The sequence below is a fragment of the Nocardioides xinjiangensis genome, assembly GCF_017916455.1.
Lineage (GTDB): Bacteria > Actinomycetota > Actinomycetes > Propionibacteriales > Nocardioidaceae > Nocardioides > Nocardioides xinjiangensis.
Window position 1 is genome coordinate 306,331 of sequence record NZ_JAFMSY010000002.1, and the last position, 14,680, is coordinate 321,010.

The following is a 14,680-nucleotide window of genomic DNA, read 5'->3' on the forward strand; positions in this document are numbered from 1 at the left end:
AGTGCGGTCAGCCATGGAGCACCTCCATGATGCGAGCGGCGGCCTGGTCCTCGTCGAGGCCCTCCTCGAGGGCCTCCTCGCGCGCCTCGAGGACGCGCTTGAAGTCCCGGGGCATGACCTCGGTGAACCGGGCGAGCGAGGCGTCCCAGTCGGCGAGCAGCGCCGCGGCGACGGCCGAGCCGGTCTCCTCCGCGTGCTGCTCCACGAGCGTCCTGAGCTCGTCGGCGGCCTTGCCGGCGACGGGCGCGAGCTCGACCAGCTCGGGGTTGACCCGACGCTCGTCGAGGTCGAGCACGAACGCGTACCCGCCGGACATGCCGGCCGCGAAGTTGCGCCCCGTCGGTCCGAGCACCACGACGACGCCGCCGGTCATGTACTCGCAGCCGTGGTCGCCGACCCCCTCCACGACGGCGCTCGCGCCGGAGTTGCGCACGCAGAACCGCTCGCCCACCCGGCCGCTCAGGAAGATCTGTCCGGACGTGGCGCCGTAGCCGATCGTGTTGCCGGCGATGATCTGCTCGGAGGACTCGAAACGCGCCGCCCGGTCGGGGCGCACCACCAGCCGGCCGCCGGAGAGGCCCTTGCCAACGTAGTCGTTGGCGTCGCCCTCCAGCCGCAGCGTCATCCCGCGCGGGACGAAGGCGCCGAACGACTGCCCCGCGGAGCCGGTGAAGGTGATGTCGATCGTGCCGTCGGGCAGCCCGTCGCCGCGGTAGCGCTTGGTGACCTCGTGGCCGAGCATCGTGCCGACGGTGCGGTTGACGTTGCGGATGGCCACCTGGGCGCGCACCGGCTCGCCGGACTCCAGCGCCGGCGCGGCGATCGCGATGAGCTCGTTGTCGAGCGCCTTGTCGAGCCCGTGGTCCTGCGCCTTGGTGCTGCGCAGGTCCTGGTCCTCGAACTGGCCGAACTCCCCGTGCGCGGACGCCTGGTGCAGGATCGGCGTGAGGTCGAGGCCGGCGGCCTTCCAGTGGTCGACCGCCCCGGCCACGTCGAGCGTGCCGACCTGGCCGATGGCCTCGTCGAGGCTGCGGAAGCCGAGGTGGGCGAGCAGCTCGCGGACCTCCTGGGCGATGAACTCGAAGAAGTTCACGACGTAGTCGGCCTTGCCGCTGTAGCGCTGGCGCAGCACCGGGTTCTGCGTCGCGACGCCCACCGGGCAGGTGTCGAGGTGGCAGACCCGCATCATGATGCAGCCGCTCACGACCAGCGGGGCGGTGGCGAAGCCGTACTCCTCGGCGCCGAGCAGCGCAGCGACGACGACGTCGCGGCCGGTCTTGAGCTGGCCGTCGGCCTGCACCACGATCCGGTCGCGCAGCCCGTTGAGCAGCAGCGTCTGCTGCGTCTCGGCGAGGCCGAGCTCCCACGGACCACCGGCGTGCTTGAGCGAGGTCAGCGGCGAGGCGCCGGTGCCCCCGTCGTGGCCGGAGACCAGCACGACGTCGGCGTGCGCCTTGGACACGCCCGCCGCGACCGTGCCGATGCCGACCTCGGAGACGAGCTTGACGTGCACGCGCGCGGCCGGGTTGGCGTTCTTGAGGTCGTGGATCAGCTGCGCCAGGTCCTCGATCGAGTAGATGTCGTGGTGCGGCGGCGGACTGATGAGGCCGACGCCCGGCGTGGAGTGCCGGGTCTTGGCCACCCACGGGTAGACCTTGTGGCCGGGCAGCTGGCCGCCCTCGCCGGGCTTGGCGCCCTGGGCCATCTTGATCTGGATGTCGTCGGCGTTGGTGAGGTACTCCGACGTCACGCCGAAGCGCCCGGAGGCGACCTGCTTGATCGCCGAGCGTCGCTCGGGGTCGTACAGCCGGTCGGGGTCCTCACCGCCCTCGCCGGTGTTGGACTTGCCGCCCAGCCGGTTCATCGCGACGGCCAGGGTCTCGTGCGCCTCCTGGCTGATCGAGCCGTAGGACATCGCCCCGGTGGAGAAGCGCTTCACGATCGCCGAGACCGGCTCCACCTCCTCGATGTCGACGGGCTCGCGGACGCCCTCCTTGAACCTGAACAGCCCGCGCAGCGTCATCAGCCGCTCGGACTGCTCGTCCACCCGGTTCGTGTACTGCTTGAAGATGTCGTAGCTGCCGCTGCGCGTCGAGTGCTGGAGGCGGAACACCGTCTCGGGGTCGAACAGGTGCGGCTCCGCATCGCCCTTCACGCTGCGGCGCCACTGGTACTCGCCGCCGGTGGCGAGCTCGCGGTGCGCCGGCGAGATGCCGCCGCGGGGGTACGCCGTCGCGTGCCGCCGGGCGACCTCCTCGGCGATCGTGGCCAGCTCGATGCCGCCGAGCTTGGAGGTCGTGCCGGTGAAGTAGCGGTCGATGACGGCCTGCGAGAGCCCGACGGACTCGAAGATCTTCGCGCCGGTGTAGGAGGCGACGGTGGAGACGCCCATCTTGGACATCACCTTCAGCACGCCCTTGCCGAGCGCCTTGATGAGGTTGGCGACGGCCTGCTCGGGGTCGACCTTGACGTAGTACGCCTCGCGGGCGAGGTCCTCGACCGACTCCATGGCCAGGTAGGGGTTCACCGCGGCCGCGCCGTAGCCGACGAGGAGCGCCACGTGGTGCACCTCGCGGACGTCGCCCGCCTCGACGAGGAGCCCGACCTGCGTGCGGGTCTTCTCGCGGACCAGGTGGTGGTGGACCGCGCCGGTGAGCAGCAGCGACGGGATCGGCGCCAGCTCGGCGGTCGAGTGCCGGTCGGAGAGCACGATGATGCGGGCGCCGTCGGCGATCGCCGCGGACACCTCCGCGCACAGCTCGTCGAGCCGCGCCTCCAGCGCCGCTCCCCCGCCCTCGACGTCGTACAGCCCGCGCACGACGTGCACCTGGAAACCGGGCATGTCGCCGTTGCGGTTGATGTGGCGGATCTTGGCCAGGTCGTCGTTGGAGAAGACCGGGAACGGGAGCACGATCTGCCGGCACGAGGCGGGGCTGGGCTCGAGCAGGTTGGCCTCGGGTCCGATCGAGCCGCTGAGCGAGGTCACGAGCTCCTCGCGGATCGCGTCGAGCGGCGGGTTCGTCACCTGGGCGAACAGCTGGGCGAAGTAGTCGAACAGCAGTCGCGGCTTGTCGCTCAGCGCCGCGATCGGCGTGTCGGTGCCCATGGAGCCGAGCGCCTCGCCGCCGGTGTTGGCCATCGGGCTCAGCAGGACGCGCAGCTCCTCTTGGGTGTAGCCGAAGACCTGCTGGCGCCGAGTCACCGACGCGTGCGTGTGGACGACGTGCTCGACCTCGTCGAGGTCGTCGAGGTGGATCAGCCCGGCGTGCAGCCACTCGTCGTAGGGCTGCTCGGACGCGAGCTGGCTCTTGATCTCCTCGTCCTCGATGATCCGGTGCTCCTCGGTGTCGACGAGGAACATGCGGCCCGGCTGCAGCCGGCCCTTGCGGACCACCGTGGCGGGATCGAGGTCGAGGACGCCGACCTCGGAGGCCAGCACGACCAGGCCGTCGTCGGTGACCCAGTAGCGCGAGGGGCGCAGGCCGTTGCGGTCCAGGACGGCGCCCACCTGCGTGCCGTCGGTGAAGACCACGCACGCCGGGCCGTCCCACGGCTCCATCAGCATGGAGTGGAACTCGTAGAACGCACGGCGCTGCGCGTCCATCTCGCGGTGGTTCTCCCAGGCCTCCGGGATCATCATCAGCACGGCGTGCGGCAGCGAGCGGCCGGCGAGGTGCAGCAGCTCGAGCACCTCGTCGAAGGACGCCGAGTCCGACGCCCCCGGGGTGCAGATCGGGAACAGGCGCTCGAGGTCGCCGGGGATGAGATCGCTCTCGAGCAGCGCCTCGCGGGCCCGCATCCAGTTGCGGTTGCCCATCACCGTGTTGATCTCGCCGTTGTGGGCGATGAAGCGGAACGGGTGTGCCAGCGGCCAGCTCGGGAACGTGTTGGTCGAGAACCGCGAGTGCACCACCGCCATGGCGGACGCGACGCGCTCGTCGGTGAGGTCGGGGAAGACCCGGTCGAGCTGGTCGGTGGTGAGCATGCCCTTGTAGGCGAGGGTCCGCGAGGACAGCGAGGGGAAGTAGACGTCGGTCTCCGACTCCGCCCTCTTGCGCAGGCAGAACGCCAGGCGCTCCAGCCCCATGCCGCTGATCCGCGACCCCTTGCCGGCGACGAACACCTGCGCGAAGGTCGGCATCACGCTCCGGGCGGTCGCGCCGAGGGTCGAGTCGTCGACCGGGAGGTCGCGCCAGCCCAGGACGCTCAGCCCCTCCTCGTCGGCGATCTCCTCGATGCGCTGCCGGGTCTTGGCGACCGCGTCGGCGTCACCGGGCAGGAACGCGGTGCCGACGGCGTACGCACGTGACGGGGGCAGCTCGAACCCCAGGTCGCGGGTGACCTCGCGCAGGAACGCGTCCGGCACCTGGAGCAGGATCCCGGCGCCGTCGCCGGAGTTGACCTCGGCGCCGGCGGCGCCGCGGTGGTCGAGGTTGCGAAGCGCGGTGAGCGCCTTGACCACGATGTCGTGGCTGGCCTCACCGGTGAGGGTCGCGACCATGGCGACGCCACAGGCGTCCTTCTCGTGCCGGGGGTCGTAGAGACCCTGGCTCGGCGGGAATGCGTGCATGGAGGCATTCTCCCGTCGTCGTCCTGCCTCTCCCGGGGCGTGCGCGGGTGGGGCTGGGGGTGGGCGTTTCCGCTGGGGACGACGTTGGCCCGAGCGAGGGAGAATCTATCACCGGCGATCGGCGCCGGTGCGCGACGTTTCAGGCCGTGGGATCGGCGGTGCTGCGCGGCGCGGGCTCGTCGCCGGACCCGGCCTGCTCGTCGGGCTCCGGCTCGCGGGTGCGCACCGCCTCCTCGCGGCCGGGGTGCCGCCTGGCCGACCACACGAAGTACGCCGCGGCGAGCGTGAAGAGGACCAGGGAGGTCCACACGTTGAGCCGCAGCCCCAGCACGTCGTCCATCTGCACGTCGTCGATGCGCAGGTTCTCGATCCACGCCCGGCCCGAGGTGTAGAGCATGACGTAGAGGGCGACCACCCGGCCGTGGCCGAGACGGAAGCGCCGGTCGAGCCAGACGAGCAGGCCGAAGGCCGCGAGGTTCCAGAGGCACTCGTAGAGGAAGGCGGGGTGGTACGTCGCGACCTCGAGGTACTGCGCGGGCCGGTGCGCGACGTCGATCTCCAGCGCCCACGGCAGGTCGGTCGGACGACCGTAGAGCTCCTGGTTGAACCAGTTGCCCCAGCGGCCGACCGCCTGGGCGACCAGCACGCCCGGCGCCATCGCGTCGAGGAGCGAAAGCAGCTTGATGTCGCTGGAGCGGGCGCCGAGCCACACGCCCACGGCGCCGAGCGCGATCGCGCCCCAGATGCCGAGGCCGCCGCGCCAGACGTACAGCGCGGTGATGGGGTTCTCGCCGTCACCGAAGTAGAGCTCCCAGTCGGTGATCACGTGGTAGAGCCGTCCGCCGACGAGGCCGAACGGCACCGCCCAGATCGCCAGGTCGCTGACCTCCCCGGGCCGGCCGCCGCGAGCGACCCAGCGGCGCTCGCCGATCCAGATCGCGAGCACGATGCCGAGGATGATGGACAGCGCGTAGCCGCGGATCGGCACCGGTCCGAGGTGCCACACGCCCTCGGCGGGGCTGGGGATGGACAGCAGCGTCACCATCGGCGACTGGAGGCTCGGCATGGGCAGCATCATCCCTCGTCGAGCAGCATCGTGACGTCGCGGGCGAGCTGCGCCTGCGAGACGTCGGAGCCCCAGTAGGTCTCGACGTCGTCGTCGGCGCTGACGCCGAAGACCTGGGTGCCGTGGTCGACCTCGTAGGTGTCGGGAAGGTCCTGCGGGTCGAGCTCGCGGCCCGCCGCGTCGAAGTAGCCGATCGCGACCTTCATGCTCGCCGCGACCTCCACGATGTCGGCGCGGTCGCCGGTGAGGCCCGTGATCGCGGGGTCGAACGCCGCGACGTAGTCGGCGACCACCTGTTCGGTGTCGCGGGCGGGGTCGGTGGTCACGAAGACCACCTCGAGCCGCTCGCGCTGCTCGTCGTCGAGGCGCGCGAGCATGCCGGCGAGGGTGGCCATCACCTGCCCGCAGATGTCGGGGCAGTGGGTGTAGCCGAAGAACACCAGCGTGAGGTCCTCGTCGGTGTCCTCGGTGAGGCTGTAGGCCTCGCCGTCGGTGTCGACGAGCGGGGTCGAGGCGACCTCGAAGGGTGGGTCGAGGCGGGTGCCGGTGAGCTCCGCCGAGGCCGTCTGCGCGCGCCCGCCGCACGCGGCGAGCAGACCGAGCAGGGCGACCAGGACGAGGGCCCGCGCCCTACGCCCGCGCACGGCGCACACCCTCCGCGAGATCGGTCGTCAGCTCGCGCAGGGCCGCGAGGCCGGCCGCCCGGTCGCCGGCGTGGTCGAGCAGGCAGCGCACGAACGCCGACCCCACGATCACGCCGTCGGCGTACGCCGCCACGTCGGCCGCCTGGTCGCCGTTGCTCACCCCGATGCCCACGGCCACCGGCACGTCGCCGCACGCACGCACCCGGCCCACCAGCGGGCCGGCGAGGTCGGACGTCGCGTCGCGCGCGCCCGTGACGCCCATGACGGCGGCCGCGTAGACGAAGCCCCTGCTGGCCGCGGCCGTCATCGCGATCCGCTCGTCGGTCGAGCTCGGCGCGACGAGGAAGACCTTGTCGAGGTCGTGGGCGTCAGCCGCGGCGATCCACTCCGACCCGTGGTCGGGGGTGATGTCGGGGGTGATGAGGCCCGCTCCCCCGGCCGCGGCCAGGTCGGTGGCCCAGCGCTCGACGCCGTAGCGCTCGATCGGGTTCCAGTAGGTCATCACGAGCGTGGGGACGCCCATGGCCGCCACCGCCTCCACGACGCGGAGCACGTCGGCGGTGCGGACGCCGCCGTCGAGGGCGGCCTGCGCCGCGGCCTGGATGGTGGGTCCGTCCATCACCGGGTCGCTGTAGGGCAGGCCGATCTCGATGGCGTCGCAACCGGCCTCGACCATCGTCGCGAACGCCTCGATCGAGCCCTCGACGCTGGGGTAGCCGGCGGGAAGGTAGCCGATGAGGGCCGCCCGGTCCTCGGCGCGCGCCTTCTCGAAGGCGGTGGAGGTCGAGGTCGTCGACGTCACTGCGGAGCCTCCATCTCGACCCGCTCCTCGATCTGCTCGAGGTCGGCCTCGGGCCCGCGCTCGGCGTCGCCGAGACCGAACCACTCGATGGCCGTGCCCATGTCCTTGTCGCCCCGGCCGCTGAGGTTGACGATGATCGTCGCGTCCGGGCCCTTCTCCTCGCCGAGCCTCCTGGCGAGCTCGACGGCGCCGGCCACGGCGTGCGCGGACTCGATGGCGGGGATGATCCCCTCGGTGCGGCTCAGCAGCGCCATGGCCTCCATCGCTTGGGCGTCGGTGACCGGCGTGTACGTCGCCCGACCGGCCGCGGACAGCAACGAGTGCTGCGGTCCCACGCCGGGGTAGTCGAGCCCCGCCGAGATCGAGTGCGACTCGACGGTCTGGCCGTCCTCGTCCTGCAGCACGTAGGTGCGGGCGCCGTGGAGGACGCCGGGCTCGCCGGCGTGGATCGTCGCCGCGTGGCGGCCGGTGTGCACGCCGTCGCCGCCGGGCTCGAAGCCGTGGATCTCCACGCCCTCGTCCTCGAGGAACGCCGTGAACAGGCCGATGGCGTTGGAGCCGCCCCCGACGCAGGCTGCGACCGCGTCGGGCAGCACGCCGTACTGCTCGAGGCACTGTGCGCGCGCCTCGTCGCCGATGCCGCGGCAGAAGTCGCGGACCATGCTCGGGAACGGGTGCGGGCCGGCGGCGGTGCCGAAGAGGTAGGCGGTGTGGTCGACGCTGGCGACCCAGTCGCGCAGTGCCTCGTTGATGGCGTCCTTGAGCGTCGCGCTGCCCGACTCGACCGGCACGACGGTCGCGCCGAGCAGCTGCATCCGGGCGACGTTGAGGGCCTGGCGCCGCGTGTCGACGGCACCCATGTAGACGGTGCAGTCGAGGTCGAACCACGCGGCGGCGGTGGCGCTCGCGACGCCGTGCTGGCCCGCGCCCGTCTCCGCGATGACCCGCGTTTTGCCCATGCGCCGCGTGAGCAGGGCCTGGCCGAGCACGTTGCGGATCTTGTGGGCGCCGGTGTGGTTGAGGTCCTCGCGCTTGAGCAGCACGCGTGCGCCGACGGTCTCGGAGAGCCGCTCGGCGTGGTAGAGCCGGCTCGGCGTGCCGGCGTAGTCGCGCAGCACCTGCTCGAAGTCGGCGACGAACGCCTCGTCGGCCATGGCGTCGTGCCACGCCTCGGTCAGCTCGTCGAGGGCGGCGACCAGCGCCTCGGGCATGAAGCGCCCGCCCCACGTCTCGCCGAAGTAGCCGCGCTCGTCGGCCTCGTAGCGCATCGGCCCGATGGGCACGCTCAGGCCCTCACTCATCGCGCTGTCACTCCTGTCATCGCTCGTACGGCGGCCTCGGGGTCGCCGTCCTTGACCAGCGCCTCACCGACCAGCACGACGCCCGCTCCCTCGGAGACGAAGCGCTCGACGTCGGCGACGCCGGTGATGCCGCTCTCGGCGACCCGGACGACGTCGTCCGGGATCTGCGGGGCGAGGCGGCCGAAGACGTCGGGATCGACGTCGAGGGTCTTGAGGTTGCGGCTGTTGACGCCGACCAGTGCGGGGGCCAGCGCCAGCGCGCGCTCGGTCTCGGCCTCGTCGTGGACCTCGACGAGCACGGTGAGTCCGAGCTCGCGCGCCTCGTCGTGGAGGCGACGCAGGGTGTCGTCGTCGAGCGCCGCGACGATCAGCAGCGCGAGGTCGGCGCCGGCGGCGCGGGCCTCGACGAGCTGGTAGGTCTCGACGATGAAGTCCTTGCGGAGGATCGGCGCGTCGACGGCGGCGCGGACCGCGCGGAGGTCGTCGAGGCTGCCGCCGAACCGCCGCTGCTCGGTCAGGACCGAGATCGCCGCCGCGCCACCGCGGGCGTACGCCGTCGCGAGCACCGCAGGGTCGGGGATGTCCGCGAGGTCGCCCTTGCTCGGGCTCCGCCGCTTGACCTCGGCGATGACGCTCGAGCCGGCCGCGTGGAAGTGCGGCATCGGGTCGCGTGGCGCGGGCGCGTCGGCGAGCCGGGCGCGGAGGTCGCCGATCGGGACCGCCGCCTCCCGGCGCGCGAGGTCCTCGCGCACCCCGGCGACGATGTCGTCGAGCACGGAAGCGGTCGCAGGCATGGGCTCAGCCTCTCATCCGGGGCCCAGCAGGCCGGGGGCCGGTGCCCAGTGGCCGGACGGGAGACCGCGCTGGCCGGGCCGCCGGTCGGCCGCCGGTCGGCCGCCGGTCGGCCGCTGGTCGGCCGGGGCTCGGACGTGGTGCGGACGCGCTGCGGATCAGTGGTCGGAGGAGTTGAACCCGAGCTTGTTGAGCACCAGGAACAACGGGAGCGCGGCGACGGCGATGATGATGCCGATCCACAGCAGGGTCTCCTGCGCCGGCACCTGCAGCAGGGCGACGCTGCCCACGACGAATCCGAGCATCGCGACCGCCACGGCGGTCCAAGCAGCGGGGGTGTTGCCGTGGCCTGCAGCCATCGTCGGTGCTCCTTCGTCGGGTCAGCGGGTGCGGGATGAAGTCTAGGCGGTCGGCTAGGCCGTCGGGTCGCGGCCCTCGTCGAGGGCCTTCCAGATGTCGATGTTCTCCGTCGGCTGCCGGGGGACGGCCGCGTCGTCCCGGGCGCTGGTGGGCGCGTCGTAGCGCGTGCCCATCTCCGGCCACGACCGGACCAGGCGCACGGCCAGCGCCGTGGAGACCAGCAGCAGGACAGCCGCGGCCGCGGCCAGCCAGAACCATCCGGTGAGCGAGGTGCTCTCCAGCTCGGCGCCGGTGCGGGTGCGCACCTGCTCGCGGAGGTGGTCCGGGAGGCTGGACGGCGCCCAGACGACGGTGGCGGCGTAGCCGAGCGCCACCACCACGGCCAGCCAGGTGACGGCCCGCCGGAAGCGGCCCCGGGTCACGAGCACCACTCCGACGCAGGCCAGCGCGACCAGGCCGAGGGCCGTGCCCAGCGGGGACGAGGCGACCTCGCCCCACGTCGTCGTCGCCATGCCGGGCGCGGAGTCCGCGCCCTCGCCGGTGACCCACGGCTTGCCGGCGGCGTAGGCGGCCAGCCCGCCGGCCACCAGCTCGAGCGCGACGACCGGCCCGAAGGTCCGGCGCGGGTGACGGGCCGGCTCAGCCATCGACCCGGAGGAGCAGGTCGGCGTCGAAGCAGGTGTGGTCACCGGTGTGGCAGGCGGCGCCCACCTGGTCGACGACGAAGAGCAGGGTGTCGCCGTCGCAGTCCAGCCGGACCTCCTTCACCCACTGCACGTGCCCGGACGTGTCGCCCTTGACCCAGTACTCCCCGCGCGAGCGCGACCAGTAGGTCGCCCGGCCGGTGTCGATGGTCCGCGCGAGCGCCTCGTCGTCGACCCACGCCAGCATGAGGACCTCGCGGGAGTCGTGCTGCTGCACGACGACGGGGACCAGCCCGTCCGCGGTGTGCCGCAGCCGCGCGGCGACCGCCGGGTCCAGGGAGGAGGACGAGGAGGAAGGGGTGCTCACGGGTCCATCGTCTCAGCCTCGCGGGCGGCCCACGTCTCCGCGCACCGCCGGGTGACGTGTCCCGGCGCCGGGAGCTCGCGGTCGTCCCACCGCGAGACGGCCTGGACGTCGCGCGTCGTGGAGACCAGGAACACCTCGCTGGCGCCGGCACGGACCTCGACGAGCGGCGCGTCGACCTCCCGCGCGCCGCACCACTCGATCACCAGGTCGCGGGTGATGCCGGCGAGGCAGCCCGCCGCCAGGGTGGGTGTGCGCAGCTCGCCGTCGACGACGTAGAAGACGTTGGAGCCGGTGCCCTCGCACAGGTCGCCCGCGGTGTTGGCGAAGACGGCCTCGGTGGCGCCGCGCTCCTTGGCGTGTGCCAGGGCGATCACGTTCTCGGCGTACGACGTCGTCTTCAACCCGGCGGTCGCGCCGTGCTCGTTGCGGGTCCACGGGACCGTGGCGACGGTCGTGCTGCTCGCCGCGGCGTCGATCGCGCTGTAGGCCACGACCAGCGTCGCCGGTCCCCCACCGCGACCCGAGCCCATCGGGGCGGGACCGGCGGTCCACGTGATCCGGAGCCGTCCCACGGGGTCGTCGGCCGCCTCGCCCCCGAGCACCGCCTCGACCCCCCGGCGCACGTCGTCGAGGTCGGGCGCGGGCAGCCCGAGGCCCGCCGCGCTCCGCTGGAGCCGGGCCAAGTGGCGGGTGAGCGCGAAGGGGCGCCCGTGCAGCGTCTTCACCGCCTCGAACACCCCGTCGCCCACGGTGAACCCGTGGTCGGTGACGGCGATGGCCCCGTCGGTCGGATCGGTCAGCAGGTCACCGTTGAGCCACGCGCGCATGCCGTGCACCCTATGCGTCCCCGCTGCCTGGAGGCGGGCACCCCGGACACGCTGGAGGGGGGCCGATTTGGGCGCCGGTCGAGCCATGTACTACTGTTCCACTCGCGCTCAGGCCGGGAAACCGGAACGGGTCGCAAGCGGACGTAGCTCAGTTGGTAGAGCGCAACCTTGCCAAGGTTGAGGTCGCGAGTTCGAGCCTCGTCGTCCGCTCGGAGAGGTCTCCCCCGACACGTGGGCCTCCACGGTGGGTTGGCCGAGAGGCGAGGCAACGGACTGCAAATCCGTCTACACGGGTTCAAATCCCGTACCCACCTCGCAGGAACAACTCAACACGGGCGATTGGCGCAGCGGTAGCGCGCTTCCTTGACACGGAAGAGGTCACTGGTTCAAACCCAGTATCGCCCACCACGCAGTCAGACCCCGTCCTCCTCGAGGGCGGGGTCTTCTGCTGCCCCCGGCATGATGGCGCGGCCGTAGTAGCCCCGGACGGGCGGGAGATCGCAGACCGGTCCCGGAGTCGGGTCCCCCACGACCCCGGGCGGCTCAGAACTCGTAGCCGAACTCGCTGATCGTCCGGCGGAACCGCTGAGCCACGATCTCGACGTCGCCCGGTCCGTAGAGCTCGCGGTAGTGCGGGCCGCTCCCCTGCTTCGCGTGGGGCAGGTCGAGGTTGACGCCGAGCCGTGCGGAGATGTCGGCGACGGCGTCGGGCAGGTCCTCGTAGCGGTAGACGCGGTCGACCGCGACGCGGCCGCCGACCCGGTAGAGCCGCTCGTTGAGGGCGAGCCGGTCCAGGCGCCGCGGCGTGCGCACGAACTCGCCGAAGGTCTTGGTGAAGGTCGGCTTGCGGGCGCTGTAGCGGTAGGACGAGGCGACGACGTCGAAGGGGTTCCGCTCCACCGCGAAGGTGAAGTACGCGTCCCACGTCGGGCGCCCGACGACCTGGATGATGCGCCGCGCCCCCATGTGGGCGTACGAGCTGGGGTCGGTGTCGTCGTTCTGCGGTCCCACTCCCCCGGCGGCTGCGCGCAGCTCCTCGTCCTCGGGGCTGATGCGGGTGACGATGTCGTCGGGACCGCAGTGGCGCGACAGCGCGATCTCGAGGCTGGTGCCGGCCGTCTTGCGGGTCTTGACGAAGACGAACCGGTGGCGGTGGGAGGCGATCACCGGCTCAGACGTCCTCGTCGGCCGAGTCCTCGCCGTGGGTGCCGGGGCGGGGCGCCCACGGCAGCTCCTTCGCCGGGCGTACGACGATGAGGCGGTCGCCGCGGGCGAGGAGCGAGACGACCGGGTCGAAGTAGCGGTAGACCTTCTCGTCGCGCACGACCGCGATGACCTGGTCGGGGAGCCGCTGCGGCTGCTTGCCCACCTCGTTGACGAGCAGGTCGCGCTCCGCGACCTCGAGGCCCTCGCCGTAGGTCATCAGGTCCTCCATGACCGACCCGAGCATCGGCGACATCGACGACAGGCCCAGGAGGCGGCCGACGGCGTCGGAGGAGGTGATGACCGAGTTGGCGCCCGACTGGCGCATCAGGGGGACGTTCTCCTGCTCGCGCACCGAGGCCACGATCCAGGCGTCCGGGTTGAGCTGGCGCACCGTGAGCGTCACCAGCACGTTGGAGTCGTCGCGGTCGGTGGTGATGATGACGTGGGTCGCCTTCTCCACGCCCGCCTGCCGCAGCACCCCACGTCGGGTGGCGTCGCCGGCGATGCCGACGAGCTGGTCGCGGTTGGCCTCCTCCATCGCCACCGGGCCGGGGTCGACCACGACGATCGACTCGCGGTCGTAGCCGTTGTTGACGAGCGTCTCGATGGCGCTGCGGCCCTTGGTGCCGTAGCCGACGACGACGACGTGCTGGTCCATCTTCTTCCTCCACCGGGCGACCCGGAACATCTCACGTCCCTGCGAGGCGAGGACCTCCAGGGTGGTGCCGATCAGCAGGACGAGGAAGGCGATGCGGGCCGGCGTGATCACGAACGCGTTCACCAGGCGGGCCTGGTCCGACACCGGGGCGATGTCGCCGTAGCCGGTCGTGCTGAGCGTGACGGTCGTGTAGTAGATCGCGTCGATCCAGCTGATCGTGTTCGTGGGGTCGTTGCCGTCGCGGTAGCCGTCGCGGTCGAGGTAGACCAGCAGGACGGTGCCGACGAGGATCGACATCGCCGCAAGCAGGCGCCGACCCAGCTCCCACCACGGCGAGCGGCGCACCTCCGGCAGGGAGACCCGCCCCACGCTGGGATGAGAGGTGTCGGCGCGCACGGTCAGGAGTCTCGCACGCTGATCCGCTCGCGCAGCCGCTGCACCAGCTCCAGCCGGGCGCGCGTCGTGCTCTTCTGCGGGAAGACGGTGTCGAAGGCGGCGTTGACCGCGGCGCCGATGAGCACGGCGAGGGCGAGCAGGTAGAGCCAGAGCAGGACGGCGATCGGGGCGGCCAGCGGCCCGTAGATCGAGCGCGACTCGGCCGCGGTGACCGTCAGCACCCAGCGCAGGACGTACGACCCGGCGATCCAGCAGAACAGCGCGAAGCAGGCGCCGGGCAGGTTGAAGCGCCAGCTCGTCCGCACCGGCACCGACACGTGGTAGAGCGTGGCGAGGAAGCAGATGCAGACCGCCAGGACCACCGGCCAGTAGAGGCTGTTGACGAAGTCGAGCCGGTGCGGCACGACCCGGTTGACCAGGGTCGGCCCGGCCACCACGAGGGGGATGCTCACTGCGCCGGTCACCATCGCGAGCGCGTACAGCACGAAGGAGAGCGCACGGGTGGCGACGATCCCCCGGTGTCCGCCGAGGCCGTGCATGATCGTGATGGTGTCGACGAAGACGTTGAGGGCGCGCGAGCCCGACCAGAGCGCGAGGACGAAGCCGATGGAGATGACGTCGTAGCGACCGCCGTCGAGGACGGTGTCGATCGTCGGCCGGATGATGCCGTTGACGGCCCTCTCGGTCAGCGCCTGGCGCGAGATGTCGAGGACGGCGTTGCGGACGTCCTCCACCTGCGTGTCGGTGAAGCGCTCGCTGACGAAGCCCACCGCGCCGGCCAGGGCGAAGATGAGCGGCGGCACGGAGAGCACGGCGAAGAACGCCGCCTCGGCCGCCAGCCCGGTCACCCGGTGCCGCAGGCACGACCCGACCGTGGTGACCACGATCCGCCACAGCTGCTCACGGCGGCGGAGCAGCAGCGCCTCGACCGGGCGCGGGGCAGGGGTGTCCTCGCGCGCCTCGACCATGCGGCCACGCTATCGAGCCGGAGCGTCGATCCGCCGGACGCGTGCCAGGGTTTCGCCGGGCACGACGTGGGTAGCGTCA

General features: G+C 72.1%; 13 protein-coding genes and 3 tRNA genes. 3 read left to right on the forward strand and 13 right to left on the reverse strand.

Annotated features, from left to right (window positions below; genetic code table 11):
• Positions 1–7: 7 nt before the first annotated feature.
• The 10 genes from gltB to J3P38_RS12420 all read right to left on the reverse strand — a co-directional run bounded on the left by gltB (position 8) and on the right by J3P38_RS12420 (position 11,373).
• Positions 8–4,570: a glutamate synthase large subunit gene (gene gltB / locus J3P38_RS12375; protein WP_210503848.1), complete on the reverse strand. Its 4,563-nt coding sequence runs from the start codon at positions 4,568–4,570 to the stop codon at positions 8–10.
• A 139-nt stretch (positions 4,571–4,709) separates the two neighbouring features.
• Positions 4,710–5,636 (reverse strand): prolipoprotein diacylglyceryl transferase, encoded by a 927-nt coding sequence (lgt, locus tag J3P38_RS12380; protein WP_210503849.1) that lies wholly within the window; start codon positions 5,634–5,636, stop codon positions 4,710–4,712.
• An 8-nt stretch (positions 5,637–5,644) separates the two neighbouring features.
• Complete coding sequence (locus J3P38_RS12385) at positions 5,645–6,280, reverse strand: SCO family protein (RefSeq protein WP_210503850.1); 636 nt, start codon at positions 6,278–6,280, stop codon at positions 5,645–5,647.
• Positions 6,267–7,082 (reverse strand): tryptophan synthase subunit alpha, encoded by an 816-nt coding sequence (gene trpA, locus J3P38_RS12390; protein ID WP_210503851.1) that lies wholly within the window; start codon positions 7,080–7,082, stop codon positions 6,267–6,269. The genes J3P38_RS12385 and trpA overlap by 14 nt, the downstream gene beginning before the upstream one ends.
• Positions 7,079–8,383, reverse strand: a complete 1,305-nt coding sequence (trpB, locus tag J3P38_RS12395) for a tryptophan synthase subunit beta (RefSeq protein ID WP_307807892.1) — start codon at positions 8,381–8,383, stop codon at positions 7,079–7,081. The genes trpA and trpB overlap by 4 nt, the downstream gene beginning before the upstream one ends.
• Positions 8,380–9,177, reverse strand: coding sequence for an indole-3-glycerol phosphate synthase TrpC (gene trpC / locus J3P38_RS12400; RefSeq protein WP_210503852.1), 798 nt, complete (start codon positions 9,175–9,177; stop codon positions 8,380–8,382). Before trpC ends, trpB begins: the two co-directional genes overlap by 4 nt.
• A 156-nt stretch (positions 9,178–9,333) precedes the next feature.
• Entirely contained in the window at positions 9,334–9,534 is a 201-nt protein-coding gene (locus tag J3P38_RS12405; protein ID WP_210441161.1) for an HGxxPAAW family protein, read from the reverse strand.
• Positions 9,535–9,588: 54 nt separating this feature from the next.
• Positions 9,589–10,182, reverse strand: coding sequence for a Trp biosynthesis-associated membrane protein (locus tag J3P38_RS12410; protein WP_210503853.1), 594 nt, complete (start codon positions 10,180–10,182; stop codon positions 9,589–9,591).
• The gene (gene hisI / locus J3P38_RS12415) at positions 10,175–10,546 is read right to left on the reverse strand and encodes a phosphoribosyl-AMP cyclohydrolase (RefSeq protein WP_210503854.1); all 372 of its coding nucleotides are present in this window, start codon (positions 10,544–10,546) and stop codon (positions 10,175–10,177) included. Before hisI ends, J3P38_RS12410 begins: the two co-directional genes overlap by 8 nt.
• Positions 10,543–11,373: an aminotransferase class IV gene (locus tag J3P38_RS12420; protein ID WP_210503855.1), complete on the reverse strand. Its 831-nt coding sequence runs from the start codon at positions 11,371–11,373 to the stop codon at positions 10,543–10,545. Before J3P38_RS12420 ends, hisI begins: the two co-directional genes overlap by 4 nt.
• Before the next feature lie 137 nt (positions 11,374–11,510).
• Between J3P38_RS12420 and J3P38_RS12425 the strand changes: the two genes are divergently transcribed.
• The 3 genes from J3P38_RS12425 to J3P38_RS12435 all read left to right on the forward strand — a co-directional run bounded on the left by J3P38_RS12425 (position 11,511) and on the right by J3P38_RS12435 (position 11,781).
• Positions 11,511–11,583, forward strand: a tRNA-Gly gene (locus J3P38_RS12425).
• Between the two features lie 33 nt (positions 11,584–11,616).
• Positions 11,617–11,687: transfer RNA gene (locus J3P38_RS12430), tRNA-Cys, on the forward strand.
• Between the two features lie 19 nt (positions 11,688–11,706).
• Positions 11,707–11,781 (forward strand) — tRNA-Val (locus J3P38_RS12435).
• Positions 11,782–11,916: 135 nt separating this feature from the next.
• Here the strand turns inward: J3P38_RS12435 and J3P38_RS12440 are convergent.
• From J3P38_RS12440 to J3P38_RS12450, 3 genes are read right to left on the reverse strand one after another with little or no spacing between them, the layout of a single operon-like run.
• Entirely contained in the window at positions 11,917–12,540 is a 624-nt protein-coding gene (locus J3P38_RS12440) for a hypothetical protein (protein ID WP_210503856.1), read from the reverse strand.
• 4 nt (positions 12,541–12,544) lie between these two features.
• A complete protein-coding gene (locus tag J3P38_RS12445) occupies positions 12,545–13,633 on the reverse strand; it encodes a potassium channel family protein (RefSeq protein WP_307807893.1) in 1,089 nt (362 codons plus the stop codon).
• 2 nt (positions 13,634–13,635) lie between these two features.
• Complete coding sequence (locus J3P38_RS12450; RefSeq protein ID WP_210503857.1) at positions 13,636–14,601, reverse strand: YihY/virulence factor BrkB family protein; 966 nt, start codon at positions 14,599–14,601, stop codon at positions 13,636–13,638.
• Positions 14,602–14,680 lie beyond the last annotated feature (79 nt).

What these genes read in the sequence shown, in the direction of transcription:
- J3P38_RS12450 (WP_210503857.1), bottom strand. Translation starts at nt 14,601, where the DNA reads ATGGTCGAGGCGCGCGAGGACACCCCTGCCCCGCGCCCGGTCGAGGCG.
- gltB (WP_210503848.1), bottom strand. Translation starts at nt 4,570, where the DNA reads ATGCACGCATTCCCGCCGAGCCAGGGTCTCTACGACCCCCGGCACGAG.
- J3P38_RS12405 (WP_210441161.1), bottom strand. Translation starts at nt 9,534, where the DNA reads ATGGCTGCAGGCCACGGCAACACCCCCGCTGCTTGGACCGCCGTGGCG.
- trpC (WP_210503852.1), bottom strand. Translation starts at nt 9,177, where the DNA reads ATGCCTGCGACCGCTTCCGTGCTCGACGACATCGTCGCCGGGGTGCGC.
- trpB (WP_307807892.1), bottom strand. Translation starts at nt 8,383, where the DNA reads ATGAGTGAGGGCCTGAGCGTGCCCATCGGGCCGATGCGCTACGAGGCC.
- J3P38_RS12420 (WP_210503855.1), bottom strand. Translation starts at nt 11,373, where the DNA reads ATGCGCGCGTGGCTCAACGGTGACCTGCTGACCGATCCGACCGACGGG.
- J3P38_RS12410 (WP_210503853.1), bottom strand. Translation starts at nt 10,182, where the DNA reads ATGGCTGAGCCGGCCCGTCACCCGCGCCGGACCTTCGGGCCGGTCGTC.
- lgt (WP_210503849.1), bottom strand. Translation starts at nt 5,636, where the DNA reads ATGCCGAGCCTCCAGTCGCCGATGGTGACGCTGCTGTCCATCCCCAGC.